Here is a 14,572-nt window from a genome sequence, read left to right as displayed (position 1 = left end):
CGAGGGCTCAGTGGGTGCCGGAGTCATTTACCGGAGCGATTCGAGAAAGCCGTCGATGCGTTCAAAGTGCTCGGCCCACGTCGGCGCTCGAAAGCGTTCGATCCGCGCGATCTGATTCGCTCGTTCGGTGCTGTCCGATCGAGCGTACGCGCGAATCCTCGCGAGCCATCCCGGTCCGTCGAGCGGGTCGAGATAATCGGGAATGTCCGATGCGATCTCATGAAAGACCGGCAAGTCGCTGGCGAGCACCGGCACGCCCAGCATCAACGCCTCGACGAGCGGCATGCCGTAGCCTTCGGCGAACGACGGGAAGACGAGCGCTCGCGCATGCTGCAACCATGCATGCAGCCGCTCGTCGCTACAATCCGATTCTTCGATGACCGCACCGCGAATCGTCGCGCAGCGCTCCAGCATGTCGACGACGTTCTCGCATTCCCAGCCACGCCGGCCGATGACGACGAGCTTGGGGGCGGCTTCCCCCATCTGTTCGACCAGGCGCCGCCAGACGTGCAGGATGAACCAGTGGTTCTTGCGCGGCTCGATCGTACTGAGCATCACGAAATAGGGGGCCTCGATCGGAGCCGGGCTCGGCGGATGAGGCTCCACTGCCGGTGCGAGCGGAGCGACGACGACCGGCGGGAGCGGCAGCGAGGCTTGCCGTGCTTCGTTCGCCAGTTCGTCGTAGGTCGCCTGTGAATTGCTGATCAAGCCGCTCGCATGCCGTAGCGCGGTATGGATGCGGATTCGATGCGATGCGTCCACGCCCGGGCGGCAGTACTCCGCGTGAGTCAGCGGAATGAGATCGTGGACCATGAAGACCGAGCGGGCGTTGCGTTGCGCCATCGAGTGATAGTAACGGGTGAATTCCATTCCGTTGTGACTCGTATGCAACAAAATTGCGCGATCGAATCGCGCCGGCCGAAGCCGATTTAGCAACGCGGAAGCGATAATTCTGCGCAGCGTCCATCGATCGCGGCTGGACGACAGCAGCAACGAGAACATTTTCTGCGAGTCTTTTTCCGTTAAAACGGCGGAAAATCCGCGTTCGCTCAGGACTGCACGTGCGCGGTCGCCATACCGGCGGATGTAGGCCAGTCCAACTCTGTCTACCCCGGTGGGGATCAGGCCATCGTAAAAGCGAGTGGCAAGACGAGTGACGTCTAGAAGTATTTTTGTCACGCGGGTGCAATGTGGTTGTGCGTGCGGAAATGGAAAATGTTTCTGTTTGCCGAAGCCGGATCGCTCATGCAACAATTCCGCCGGGTAATTCTATGGCATCTCGCATGGCGGGACAATTCGCGCGTGCGCGTCTATTGATCAGCGCAAGTGCCGAGCGTGCCCAACAATTGAAGCTTGATGTCAGATTTACCGATCCGCTTGCGCCTTTGCGCGCGGCCACAATGGACGATTGAGCCCGCCCCCTGCTTGCGCCAGACCGGCTTGCGCCTTAGCGGGGAAAGGATTCGACTGCGCGTAAGCCAGGGCTACTGGACGGCGAAAAACCGAGGGAACCTCAAAGGTGTCTATCGGCGTTTCGGATGCTCCATGCCGGTGAATTCTCCGGTACATCTTACATTGTGCGGTAAAATCCGGCGGCCTTCGAATGACTGGATTGTTAAATGCAGAGTTTAAATCGCAGTGTATGGTTGGCTGCTGCCATCGGCGGCGCCATTGGGTTGGCTGCCTGCGGGGCCATTCCCACGTCTGGGCCTAGTCGTTCCGAGATTAATGCCAGTGGTGCCGGCACGAATCAGGTCAGTTCGCAAGGAATCCAGGTCGTCGATGTAACCGATCAGATCGCGCGGCAACTCTATGCAGGCCGCAAAAGTACGGATTTTGCAGCAGCGTTAGGCGACAACTCGGCGTTTCAGCAACAGTTGGGCGTGGGTGACGTGGTAGAGGTGTCGATCTGGGAAGCGCCGCCCGCAACTCTGTTTGGCGGTGGTACGAGTGATGCCCCGACGCCCAGCAGTGTTCCGACTGGCGCACGGCTGACCAAGCTGCCGACGCAAGTGATCGACGGAAACGGCAATATCCATGTGCCGTTCGTCGGCGCCATAAAAGCGTTGGGTCGTACGCCAAGCCAATTGCAAGCATATATTGCGGCGCGTCTCAAGAATATCGCGCATGACCCGCAGGTTTTAGTGCAGTTGGCGCGTAACGAAACCTCGTATGTCACGGTGGTGGGAGACGTGTCGAGCAGCACGCGCATGCAGTTGAGCGCACGCGGCGAGCGCGTGCTCGACGCACTCGCCGCGGCCGGCGGCGTGAAGCAGCCGATCAACAAGACCATGATCCAGGTGACGCGTGGCGAAACCGTCGCGTTGGAGCCCCTGGAGACGGTGATACGCGATCCGCGCCAGAACGTGCCGCTCAAGGCGGGTGACGTCGTCACGGCATTGTTTCAGCCGTACAGCTTTACTGCGTTTGGCGCGACGGGCAAGAACGAGGAAATCAATTTCGAGGCGCAGGGCATTACGCTGGCGCAGGCATTGGCGCGGGCGGGCGGCTTGCAAGACTCGCGTTCAGATGCGCAGGGCGTTTTCATTTTCCGGCTGGAAGATCAGCAGGCGCTCAAGTGGCCCAACCAGCCCGTGCGAACGACGGCAAACGGCAAAGTCCCCGTCATCTACCACATCAATCTGAAAGACCCGGATTCGTTCTTCGTGGCGCAGAGCTTCATGATGGACAACAAGGACGTCCTCTACGTCTCCAATGCGCCGGTGGCAGAACTGCAGAAAGTGCTGAACCTGGTGTTCTCCGTAGCTTACCCGATCGTGTCTGGTGTTCAGACGTTCAAATAACTATGAAATTTCTGAAGCGAATTAACCGTTTGTTTTTGATAACGGTTGTTATACCTACCAGTATTGCGATTATTTATTTTGGCATCGTTGCGAGCGATGAGTACACCTCCGTCAGTAGTTTTTTGATTCGCAGCCCGCAGCAATCCAGTGTTACCGGACTGGGTGGGTTGCTGAAAGGTGTTGGGGGATTTTCTCAGCCGGAAGGAAGCGCATACACGGTTCAGAAGTACATTCTCTCTCGCGATGCAATGTTGGTTTTGGATCGTGAGCAGCACATAAAATCTGAATTTCAAAGCGGGTCGATTGATTTTGTGAATCGATTTTCTATATTTGGTTTGGGCGATAGTTTGGAAGAGTTTTATCTTTACTATGGCAAGAAAATCGTCGATGCAAAAGTCGATACCGATTCTCCGATTGTGACGTTGAGCACCAATGCATATGACGCACGTCTCGCCTGGAGCATGAACAAGCGCCTCCTGGAGCTAAGTGAGCGGATCGTCAATCAGATGAACGCACGAGCTCGGGCAGATTTGATTAATACCGCTCAGCACGACGTCGATGCGGCCAAGGAAAATGACCGTATCGCTACTTTGGCGTTGGCACGTTATCGGAATAGCGCAGGCGTCATCGACCCCGAACGCCAGTCCACTATTCCGCTGCAGCAGGTCGGAAAATTACAGGACGATTTGATTTCCACCCGTGTGCAGATTGCCCAAATGGAGCGGCTGTCTCCCGCCAATCCGGGACTGCCGACTTTGCGGGATCGCGCCAAGTTGCTGCAACAAGCGATCGATCAGGTGAACCAGCATGTCGCCGGCGCTCCAGGAGCCTCGTTGGCCAGCAAGGCCGCGGAATTTCAACGCCTGACGTTGGAGAAGGACGTTGCCGACAAGATACTTGCTGGCGCTATAACGTTGCTGGATCAGGCTCGTGTCGAGGCTGAGCGAAAGCAGCTCTACCTCGAGCGGATCTCCGAACCCAGCTTGCCGGACCATGCCATGAGCCCACGCCGCGCGCGCGCGATTCTCGCGACGTTCCTTCTTGGCCTGGTTTTGTGGGGCGTGTTGACCATCGTTATCGGTGGAGTGAAAGAACACTATGACCGCTGATCACCGTTCCCCGACATTTTGGGATCAATTGCGTATCCAGGTCAGAGTAATCTGGGCGCTGGTGATGCGCGAGATGATCACGCGCTTTGGCCGAGAGGGGCTCGGCGTGTTGTGGATAATGGCCGAGCCGGCCATGTTCGTTGTCGGGGTGATGGTTATTTTCAGTCATACCGAAACGACGACCAGGTATTCGGTGGCTGAATATCTGGCTGTTAGTTATCCCACCTTGCTTCTTTGGCGGAATACTACGGGTCGGGTGATGAAGGCCATCGAATTCAATCGTGCATTGTTGCATCACAAGCCGATTCGGCCGATGGATATATTGTATTCGCGAATCATTCTCGAGTTCGCGGGAGCGGCTGCTTCGTTCCTTGTGCTGTACGTAGTATTGGTCGTAATTGGTATTTGCCAATTTCCGGCTGATTTGCTTAGCATGATTATTGGGTATTTTCTAGTGGTCTGGTTTTCGTTCAATTTTGTCATAACTATGGCGGCATTGTCGGAATTGAGTGAGGCGATAGAGAGGGTTTCGCACATCATTCTGTATCTGATGATTCCGTTTTCGGGGGTCTTTATACCTACGTATGTTCTGCCTCCGAAAATAGGTGAGTTGATGACATATTTTCCTTTGATTGATGCCGTTGAGTATTTTCACTACGGATATTACGGGGATCGTATGCCGACGATGTTTTACCTTGACTATACCGTAGCCGTGTTGACGTTTTTTACCCTCTTTGCGCTTTCAATTGCCCATGTCGCTATCCGGCGTGTGCAGCTGAACTGAGGTGGAACATGATTGAACTGCGCAATGTCACCAAACGTTACTCGATCCATCACGGGCGTTCGCACCGGGAAGTGCTCAGAGGTGTCAACCTGCGTGTGCGGGCGGGAGAGCGGTGGGGTATTCTTGGACGCAATGGTGCCGGGAAATCGACGTTGATTCGTATTATCAGCGGCTCGGACAAACCGCATTCGGGTGAGGTCGTCAAGACGATGTCCGTATCATGGCCACTGGCATTTGGCGGCACGTTCCAGGGCAGCCTGACGGGTAAGGACAATGTACGTCTGATCTCTCGTGTATATAACGTCGATTATCGAAAGGCACTCGATCTGGTCGAGGATTTTGCCGAACTCGGTGCGTATCTCGATGAACCAGTCAAATCATATTCTTCAGGTATGGCTTCGAGGCTGGCTTTTGCTATCTCGATGTCGATCGAATTCGATTGTTTCTTGATCGATGAAGGGATGTCCGTCGGCGATCATCGCTTTCATCAGAAGTGTAATGTCGAGTTGTTCGAGAAGCGTGGTGATCGGGCGATGATTATCGTTGCACACCAAACCGATCTTATTCGGAATCACTGCAGCCATGCTGCGGTGCTTGATGATGGTGTGCTTAAAATTTGTGGAACGGTTGACGAGGCGATTCAAATTTACGAATCGCTTTAATGTCGTGGCAGAGTGGTTCTCTTTAGGCGGCTGCCTAAAATGTGCCCACTGATTCTTGCGAGAGAGCAGTGCGTCACATAAGGTGCAGAATTTTGCTGGATATTTCATGGATGCAGCCTGGATATTTGTGAAGGTATCGATTTGACATCGCAGTGCTGCATTCGATTTGTAATCGATCGTTCAGTGCGGGAGACCTTTCCGTACGGAAACTGGAACGAGTGCGACACCGTAGGGCGGGCTGCCTCGAAAATAACGAGAGAGGTGCCCTGTCGCTATCTCAGGTTTTTATAATTAAATTGCGGGAGTAAAATTCGTGAAGCGAGTGGATTTTGAATTTTATCGTGATTGGTATCCGGAAATCAAAGGTCTGAGCGATGGTGAGATTGTCAATCACTGGCGCGCCAGTAATAACCTCACGAGACACGTCCGCAATATTTTTGGGGTTCGACATCGTAGCGTTGGGAAAAAAACGCACCCGTCGTTCTCGGATCTGACTGAGTCGCTCAATCTGAATGTTTCGAACATTCCGAATGATTTTGATTGGCAGAAATACATCATGCTGAACCGCGATCTGCCTCAATCGTGGAGTCGCTGGCATGCGATGCTGCATTATTTGCAATATGGCATCGCGGAACAGAGACGCTACAGAGAACAAGGGTTCTCCGAGGTAAGTGCTTTTGTCGAGTTCAATGCAGATTGGTATGCCAAGGTTTATCATCTGGGCGCCGACCAGCAACCTATTCAGCATTATCAGGAGATTGGCAGGGCTAACTTGCTTGCTCCAAACACTGAATTTTCTGCAATTAGTTACTGGAAATGCAACCCGGACGTCGCTCACACGTTGACCGACCCGGTGCTGCATTATGTATCGCACGGTTATGCGGAGCAGCGGGAGTTTTACCGGGCAGATGTCTCATTCGAAAAATCGCGGAAAATTTATTCCCCGGAAGAGATTGGTGCTGCTCGAAAATTCTTTCAATTCGATTCTGATTTCTATTTCGAAAATAGGCCGGATCTGAAGGGCGCCGGGGTCGATCCATTTGAGCACTATGTGTTGTTCGGAGAGTCCGAACATGCTCAACCGTCCAGATTTTTCGATCCAGCTTATTACAAGGAAAAATATTCGTCGAGCCTGGAGCGTTGGCCACATTCCGCGTTTGAGCATTTTCTTTCAATTGGTATGTTGATGGGACATTTCCCGTCGCAAGAGGTTTCCGCGGGGGCGAGACGGCTGAACTATCACTCGGCGATCGAATGGGTCCGGCATTGGTTGGGACTGAGCGAGCCAGTTCAGGACAAAAAAGAGTTACGTCTGATCGAAGGCGAAACTGATTACGCGGAAGCCAAGTATGAAAAATCCGCGAAATCTGCCGGCAAGAAAACATTAAACTGGGTAATTCCTCTGTTCTCGAAGGGTGGCGGCGGGCACACGACCATTTTCAGATGTGCCAGGACGTTGGCGCGCTTGGGGTGGAAGTCGGTGTTTTGGGTCGATGATGCTACCAATAGCGCCCAAATCGATGCGCTGTATTCGGAATATATCGGTCATTTTCCGAGTACGAATGTCTCCTTCCGTTTGATGGAGAGCGGGTTTAAGTCGATCGAGAATGAATTCTTGATCGCCACGGCTTGGACAACCGTATATAGCGTCGCCGAGAACGTTCAGTCGAACGTCAGACTGTATTTTCTCCAGGATAGAGAAAGTCTTTTCTTGCCGGCTGGAACGGATGCGCTTCGCGCCGAATACACGTTCAAGATGGGGTTGGACTTTGTATGCGCGGGAAATTGGCTCGAATCGTTGATTTCCGATCAGGAAGGGGATCATACGCATTTTGAATTGTGCGCAGAGTCAGTTTTCCAGAAAAAAGATCCGAAGCTGGAAGAGCGCGATATCTTGGCCGTCATATACGTTCGCGGGCATACGAATCGGCGTTGCTCGGATTTGATGATCGACGTGGCAAATCGACTCTCCAGGTTGGGAATGGGGGAGGTTGTAATTTTTGGCGACGACGAGCCCGGGCCTCGTGTGTCGTCGGCCGTCACGAATGCAGGGATACTGAGCGTTCAACAGATGGCAGAGCTGTTTCAGCGAGCGAAATTTGGTCTTGCAGCTTCGGCGACTAACTATTCGATATTGCCAGTGGAGTTGGCAGCGGCCGGAACAATTGTCATTCAGCCGAGATCCGAGTCGACGCAGAAAACTACCGATATTCACGGTGCGATATCCGTAGCGCCTACGAGTGAGGCAATCGTAGGGAAAATTCTCTCGCTGGCTAAAGATCTTGATCAATCGAAATTCGATGAACTCCGAAGGGAGTACACGGACTTCGCGCGTTCAATTTCTTGGGAAAGTGAGTTCGAGAAATTGTCGGGCTGGCTCGATGAAAAATTGAACCCGAATCATCGTGGTGGTCCGGCTGTTGTTGTGAAAAAGAACGTTGGTGTCGTCATACCTACGTATTACCCGGATATGGACTTTGAGGGGGTAATTGAGGCGATACACGGTCAGTTGACGTCTTACAACACCGAAATTCAAATTGTCGATACTCGAAAGGGCGGGGAGGTATCTCCGATTATCGAAAAAATCGAGCGCCTTGGCTTGGCGAAGGTTCACGCGATCGACGTGGCGCAGTTCCAGCATGGAGGCACCCGCAATCTGGGCGCGGAGCTGCATTATGCAGATTATTACGCTTATCTGACCCAGGATGCGCTCCCGGCAACGGAATATTGGTTGGAATCACTGGTGTCTCCGCTTGCAATGTTGCCGGACTGCGGGTACTCATTTGGAGCGCATCGTGCTTATCCGCAGCATCATCCGATTTACGATTATGATCTTTCCCAGCATTTCGGGAACATTGGAATGCAGTTTGGCATTTTGACGGATAGAAGGCGTTGGGGGGATCGATACCAAAATGATCAATTCTTCAGGGCTGGACTTTGTTTTAATAGTGACAACAACGCTGCTTATCGGGGCGATTTGTTGAGGCACTACCGCTTTCCGAGCGTCGAGTTTGCGGAAGATCAGGGGATCGCGAAACGATTGCTTGATGCCGGATATTCCCGAGCGTACTGCCCGAGTGCTGTCGTGTTCCATTCCCACGACTACACGAGTAACCCCGCGGAGTCGTTCAAGAGAGGGACGGAGGAAGCAGAAGCTTTGTTCCAGAATTTCCGAATCGTAAGGTTTTCTTCTGTAAAGGACTATCTGTATTCGATTCGACACGTCGAAAAGGCTGTCATGACGGATGCCGCTCGACTTGGTCTGGCTCAATCTGATTGCGCTGGAATTATCGAAGCGAAGAAAAAATATGTCGATGGACTGTGGTTTGTTTCGAGGAATCTTCTCGAAAAAGCCGACGCTGTAAAGGTGTGATTTGAATGATTTCGTGCGCGAGGTATGTGCCTCGTGCGCGAAATTAATGTCCATCCGATATATCGTTTAATTCAATTTGGGGAAGGGCTGAGCGGTAAGTCAATAGGCAGCGTGCAAATGAAATAGCATCGGGTCTTGTGGGTGACACGGTGAAGCGACGATCATTGTGGTCATTCCGGCTCGAAAGCGGGCCTCGTTTCTTGTGCTTTTCACTCGTGTGACGAATTGCCTCCATGAGCCGACTGCAGCAGATTTCTCGCGATTGCCGGGTTTGCCCGGGGAACAGGTGGAGCAAGTGCGCAGCGTCCTTGGCCAAACCCTCGCGTCGTGTCATGCGATGGCGAGGCGGATTCTTGACGATATGAAACGGGGCTCGATCTACGATCGGATCTTCACCTCGGTCCGTCGGACGGCGAGCATTAGGTTCTCCCACGAATTTTTTCGTACCGCCTTGAGCTCTTGGTGCCTGATAGCCGGACGCCACTTTTCCGGCGCATTTCTCATCCAGTCGCTTTCGCGTGTCCTGGCGCGGGTCACATTGCAACGGCCGACGGCTCGTTATGTGCCCTTTGGGCTTCCGCAAAGCTCATTTGCCATTTCATCGTGGCAGGTTCTTCCGGTGAATGCCTTCTACAATGCCCGCGCCTGCGTCGGAGGCGATCGCTCCAAAATGAACGAATCGGCGTTTGCCACGTGCTCCGTCCCGGACAAGTTTGTATTGCTCTACGGTCGTCTCATGGCGCCGCGGGCGATAGGGCGCGGGAAGGGCGCCGAGGTTGTGGTTTCGGAACTGGAGCGGGAACCATTGTTGTCAACGAGCCGCTTGCGTCCGCTGCGTCATTCTCGGGTCCGCTGGCCAAAGGCCGCCGTGATGGCGGTTGACAGCGAGGCAGCCGTGACAGAACTGCCGGCGAAGGTTCCGCATGAGAAGCGGGATGCGGCAACACGCCGGAGCGTGCATTCCGCGGCGGTGCCGATTCGTATTTCAACGCATTCGGTGGCCCGACAGCTACCGCTGTTCGGAGGGCGACATCGCCGCTCGAAAGGCCCCAATGTGTCTGCTGATCCGTACATCATCGGGAAAGTGTGCGAGATTGTCGGACGATACCTGAGCATGCTGTCCAATGCGCTTACGCAGTGCGTCGGCGAGACGAGCCTGGGCCGGACCTCGAGCGTATACGGCCGGCGCTTGACAGCGGGTCGGTACAGTCACGTGGAACGCCGGTTTGATCTGTTCAGGCAGCAGGGTATGCGGCTCGGTTTATTCGGAAGTACGCGCCAGTTGATGGCCGGGGCGAGGCGCGATATCGAGCGACGCGATCAGCATGAACGTTCGCTCGGCGGAGCGAAAATCTACGTCGCTGTTCGTTGGGTTGCGAGTTGACCGCGGAAATATTGGTTTAGATGCATTTCGGTGGATTGCAAATTTTTGTTGATTCAATTTAATGGAAATGTTAGGTGGCTAAGATGAGTGGCGCGGGCGATGAAGGATATTTCGTCTCAATAGATCATCTAATGGAGGCGCGTGACGAGCTCTTTGTCGGCCTCGCATTCAAGTTGTTGTTCAAGCGGGCAGTGGATGCGGCCGGCTTGGCATATTATTCCGGTCGTCTGCGCCAGGGCCATTCTCGTATATCGATCCTGGATCAGTTGATTCGATCAGCGGAGGCGAGGCCGGATTGGGAGCGCGTACCCGGTCTTTCGGTCGCGGTTGCCCGTTTTCGCAAATCGCGTCGTCTCGGCGGGTGGCGGCTCGCGCTATTCGATCCTGAACTTGGCGTGACGCCTGCTCATCGAAAGGCGCGGGTGCGAGCCAATCATGTCGGCAGGCAGCATGGGGCGCAGCCTAATCTCGCGAATTCCGTGTCACGTGGTTCTGAAGAAAAGGAAGAGTTGGCAGGTTGGTTGGGTGTTGGTGAGGAAGAGATCCGGAGCGAACGAAACAAGGTCGAAGGAATATTTGACCCTGATTGGTATTGCATGACGTACCCTGATGTACGGGAGGGTGGGGTTGATCCGTTATTGCATTATGTGGTCAATGGATGCCATGAAAATAGAAATCCCGGCCCGAAATTTGATACGGATTTCTACCTTTCCACGTATCCTGACGTATCCGGTTCCGGATTGAATCCTCTTGTTCACTACATAAAACTTGGGCGACAGGAAGGACGGGCAACCAATGCGCGCCAGCTTTACGGTGGACTGGTGGCGGAAGCACGAAGCGTAATCGTGAAGGAAATGCGCCTGGCGTCTCAAGGCGAGGCAGCGATTCTTGTGACTCATGCCCCGGCGGGGCGGTTGAAGCCACATGTGCTGCCGTATATTCAGCAGTTGCGAGGGGCAGGTTTGTCTGTCCAGCTTGTCGTTGTCGTCTATCGACCGCTGGAATTGCGCGATGAGGAGATTGCAGCTGCGGATGGCATCATCGTTCGTGACAATGTCGGTTACGACTTCGGTGCCTGGGCTCATGCCTTTCAACTTTGTCCCAGCCTGTTTGGCGCCAGTTTGCTGGTAATGACCAACGACAGCGTTGTCCCTGCCGCTGATAGGACAACCTTTCTCGAAATGATGGACCGCGTCCGCTCTTGCCCGTCCGATATCGTCGGTCTTACTGCCAGTCATGAATATGGTTGGCACGTACAGAGCTATTTTATGGGTATCAAACCCAGGGCGCTCAGTTCGTGGGTTTTTCAGCACTTTATACGTGACATCCGACGGATCGATCACAAAGACGATGCGATTCGTGCCTATGAAATGCCACTCGCGACACAGATGCGAAAGGCCGGGCTAACGGTGAGTGCACTGTTCGCGGGATCCTTTCCGGTCAATCCGACGCTTTTCAATTGGCGTGAACTGATCGACCAGGGCTTTCCATTCATCAAGGTCGAGATGTTGCTCAAACGGTTTGCCGAAGCGACCGACCAGCCTGAAATGCTTCAGGAGATACATGAGAACTGGCCGCAAGTCCTCGAGAGCGCCGGCTTTGATGTCAATCTTGTTCGTGCGTCACTCCGTGCTGCGGACATAGCGTATCTGCCTGCCGGATCCGACGATTCGTTGCTCGTTAACGCCAAGGAGTATGAAGCGATTAGCAACGACCATCCCCTGCGTGTGGCTTATTTCGGTCCCTGGAACTATGAGAATGGTCTGGGGGCAGCGAGCCGGGAAATGCTCTGTACGTTGAGGCACACGAATATTCAACTCAACGCCTATCCGGTGACCAAGCCTTTTCATGTTCACAGGCTCATTTGCCCGGCTGTCGAGACGCTGGATTTCGTGGGAAATCCTGATATTGCCGTCGTTCATTTGAACCCGGACTCTTGGGAAGTGCTGACGGCCGAACAGCTCGAAATCATCCAGTCTGCCAAGCAAAGGATCGGGTACTGGGTCTGGGAAACAGATCGTATTCCACCGGCGTGGCAAAAGGAGTTGCACTCGGTCGATCGCATCTGGGCGCCAAGCCGTTATTGTGCCGAAATCTTTTCTGCTGAAGCCAAGGTGCCCGTCGACGTAATTCATCATCCGGTTCGCGTGCCGACGCGTATTGCTTCGGATCGGGATTCGATTCTTCGGCGGTTTGGGATCGATCCTGCGAATCGTGTGATTCTTTATATTTTTGATGCGGCCAGCTATTTGGTGCGAAAAAATCCGGAAGGATTAATACGAGCCTTTGCGGAATCCGGCTTGGCAAAGCAAGGCTGGAATCTCGTTCTCAAGACAAAGCATCTTTACGACCGCCCGGACGCTGGCAAGATGCTTTATGCATTGGCCACGGGCACTCCCGGAGTGAAACTGTTGGAAGTGTCGCTTCACGCGGATGAAGTTACCAGCCTGATGGCTGCCGCTGACCTCTATGCATCGCCCCATTGTTCGGAAGGGTTCGGTCTGACGGTTGCGGAAGCTATGGCGCTCGGCAAGTCCGTGGTCGCGACGGATTTTGGCGGTACACGGGACTTCGTCAATTCGGACTGCGGCTATCCCGTGCAGGCCACGCCCTGGGTATTGAAAGAAGACCACGGCCATTATCTGGCCGGGCATGGTTGGGGCAAGGTAGATGAAAGTGCTCTGGCCGCAGCGCTTGTCAAGGCCGCGACGGCCATTGCGAAGGGTGATCGCACGATAAACGAGGCAGCTAAACGAAATATCGCTCGGCTTCTGTCGTATGACACCGTGGCACGCGCGGTTGAAGCGAGCTTTGCTGCGTCGATCGCCGCTTCTGCGGCTAACGCTGCCAGCCTGTCCAGTCAATTGGTTGTAAACATCCCACCGGCGCCGCCGGCAATTTCCGTCGACCTTGCCGGCGCTCAACGTTTCGCGGACTTTGCTCCAGGCGACGGTTTTGTGCCTGTCCTTTTGGCTAACGACCTTTCATGGACCGGGGCGTCGCTTGCCGATGGTGATCCCAATGACTGGCTGATTTTCGCCCCGGGTGAGGCCCGCATTTCTCCCGATGCCAAACATGCCTTTCTGAGTGCTGCCACCAACCGCCCCGATGTCGTCCTGTTCTATGCCGACGATGTCGCCGGGGGCGAAGATCCGCTGGATCGTGTTCGGTTGAAGCCGGACTTCAACTCGACGCTGCTTGTCGCGCAGGACTATATCGGCGCACCGGTCTCGATCCGACGTAAAACGCTAACGGCCATTGGAGGGTTGAATGCGCGGCGCGGAACGGCGGTACTTTATGACGTAGTGCTACGTGTAGCTGAAGCCGGTGGTGCAATCAGTCGCATCCCGAAGGTCCTGCTCGGCTTCGAGGCACGGCGTCCAGTCGCGGACAACCGTTCGCGGCTCGCTGCGCTTTCGTCGCTCGAGGGGTTTGCAGGCATCGCGCTTTCTAACGAACCTGCGAGTAATTTGCTGTTCCAGCGCCGCCGCTTCGCGGATATCGGCTATCCCCCGGTGACCATCGTCATTCCCACTTGCCGAACCGCTCGGGTCGGAGGGGATGGGAGCTACATCGAGCAATTGCTGGAGGGGATTTCCGAGGTTCGGTGGGCCATGGACCGTCTGACGGTTATCGTTGGAGACGACATCGCTGGGCATCCTGACTGGATGAGTCGGAAATGGCCGTTTCAGTTAAAACGAATCGAAACGGTCCGTGATGCCAGTGAGCCGTTCAACTACGCAACAAAGATGAATCAGCTTTGGCGTGCGGCAACGGACGAACAGATCATTTTCATGAATGATGACGTCGTTCCGGGCGGCACGGATTGGCTTGCTGCGCTACTTACCTTCGCCGTTGACGAACGTGTCGGCGGTGTCGGTGCGCGTCTCTATTTCGAGAATGGCCATATCCAGCACGCCGGCATGTTCCCGACACTTCGCACCATAGCGCACGCGTGGCTCGGATGGCCTGCCGATGCCAAAACCTATCAGAATTGGGCCGTGGCACAGCGAGAATGGTCGGTCGTTACAGGAGCCGTGTTCGCGACACGGCGATCTATTCTTAGCCAACTAAATGGCTTCGACGAACGATTCAGTCTTGAATTCAACGACGTCGACCTTTGTTTGCGGGTCCGAAACCTCGGCTACCGTATCGTTTACAATCCGGACGCTCAATTCACTCATGCCGAGAAGGCGTCGCGTGGTGAAACCATTCCGAATGGTGTGGAGGTAGCGTTGTTCCTTTCGAGGTGGGCTCGGTGGCTCGATAACGATCCTGCATCCCATCCAGGGCTGGCGAAGAACAGAATGGATTTGGTTGCTGACCCTGTGTCCGGGTCATGGTACTTTTGACTTCGATTTATGATTCTCCGCGAATCGCTTTAGGGTGCGATGCCGGGGGGATTTTTTTAAATCATTGTGATTGTTGTTTTGCCCACAATTATTTGGTTACGCTG

8 protein-coding genes are annotated in these 14,572 nt (G+C 54.3%); 7 read left to right on the top strand and 1 reads right to left on the bottom strand.

The window, feature by feature from the left end; translation table 11 throughout:
* Positions 1-27: 27 nt before the first annotated feature.
* A complete protein-coding gene (locus tag JYG32_RS10745; protein ID WP_213265418.1) occupies positions 28-1,179 on the bottom strand; it encodes a glycosyltransferase family 4 protein in 1,152 nt (383 codons plus the stop codon).
* Positions 1,180-1,619: 440 nt separating this feature from the next.
* Between JYG32_RS10745 and JYG32_RS10740 the strand changes: the two genes are divergently transcribed.
* The 7 genes from JYG32_RS10740 to JYG32_RS10710 all read left to right on the top strand — a co-directional run bounded on the left by JYG32_RS10740 (position 1,620) and on the right by JYG32_RS10710 (position 14,468).
* Positions 1,620-2,804, top strand: a complete 1,185-nt coding sequence (locus JYG32_RS10740) for a polysaccharide biosynthesis/export family protein (protein WP_174379864.1) — start codon at positions 1,620-1,622, stop codon at positions 2,802-2,804.
* A gap of 2 nt (positions 2,805-2,806) precedes the next feature.
* Complete coding sequence (locus JYG32_RS10735) at positions 2,807-3,913, top strand: hypothetical protein (protein ID WP_213263542.1); 1,107 nt, start codon at positions 2,807-2,809, stop codon at positions 3,911-3,913.
* Positions 3,903-4,697, top strand: a complete 795-nt coding sequence (locus JYG32_RS10730; protein ID WP_213263541.1) for an ABC transporter permease — start codon at positions 3,903-3,905, stop codon at positions 4,695-4,697. Before JYG32_RS10735 ends, JYG32_RS10730 begins: the two co-directional genes overlap by 11 nt.
* Before the next feature lie 8 nt (positions 4,698-4,705).
* Positions 4,706-5,359, top strand: a complete 654-nt coding sequence (locus tag JYG32_RS10725; protein ID WP_213263540.1) for an ABC transporter ATP-binding protein — start codon at positions 4,706-4,708, stop codon at positions 5,357-5,359.
* Between the two features lie 313 nt (positions 5,360-5,672).
* Positions 5,673-8,732 carry a glycosyltransferase family 2 protein gene (locus JYG32_RS10720; protein ID WP_213263539.1) on the top strand — a complete coding sequence of 1,020 codons (3,060 nt, stop codon included), beginning with the start codon at positions 5,673-5,675 and terminating at the stop codon, positions 8,730-8,732.
* A gap of 361 nt (positions 8,733-9,093) precedes the next feature.
* Positions 9,094-10,116 (top strand): hypothetical protein, encoded by a 1,023-nt coding sequence (locus JYG32_RS10715; RefSeq protein WP_213263538.1) that lies wholly within the window; start codon positions 9,094-9,096, stop codon positions 10,114-10,116.
* Positions 10,117-10,199: 83 nt separating this feature from the next.
* Positions 10,200-14,468 (top strand): rhamnan synthesis F family protein, encoded by a 4,269-nt coding sequence (locus JYG32_RS10710; protein ID WP_249744627.1) that lies wholly within the window; start codon positions 10,200-10,202, stop codon positions 14,466-14,468.
* The last annotated feature ends 104 nt before the right edge of the window (positions 14,469-14,572 follow it).

Origin of the sequence: Burkholderia pyrrocinia, from assembly GCF_018417535.1 — a bacterium.
GTDB lineage: Bacteria > Pseudomonadota > Gammaproteobacteria > Burkholderiales > Burkholderiaceae > Burkholderia > Burkholderia pyrrocinia_E.
Note: the sequence above shows the minus strand (reverse complement) of the source record. Positions and strands in the feature narration are given on the sequence as shown.

What these genes read in the sequence shown, in the direction of transcription:
- JYG32_RS10740 (WP_174379864.1), top strand. Translation starts at nt 1,620, where the DNA reads ATGCAGAGTTTAAATCGCAGTGTATGGTTGGCTGCTGCCATCGGCGGC.
- JYG32_RS10735 (WP_213263542.1), top strand. Translation starts at nt 2,807, where the DNA reads ATGAAATTTCTGAAGCGAATTAACCGTTTGTTTTTGATAACGGTTGTT.
- JYG32_RS10730 (WP_213263541.1), top strand. Translation starts at nt 3,903, where the DNA reads ATGACCGCTGATCACCGTTCCCCGACATTTTGGGATCAATTGCGTATC.
- JYG32_RS10725 (WP_213263540.1), top strand. Translation starts at nt 4,706, where the DNA reads ATGATTGAACTGCGCAATGTCACCAAACGTTACTCGATCCATCACGGG.
- JYG32_RS10715 (WP_213263538.1), top strand. Translation starts at nt 9,094, where the DNA reads ATGAAACGGGGCTCGATCTACGATCGGATCTTCACCTCGGTCCGTCGG.
- JYG32_RS10710 (WP_249744627.1), top strand. Translation starts at nt 10,200, where the DNA reads ATGAGTGGCGCGGGCGATGAAGGATATTTCGTCTCAATAGATCATCTA.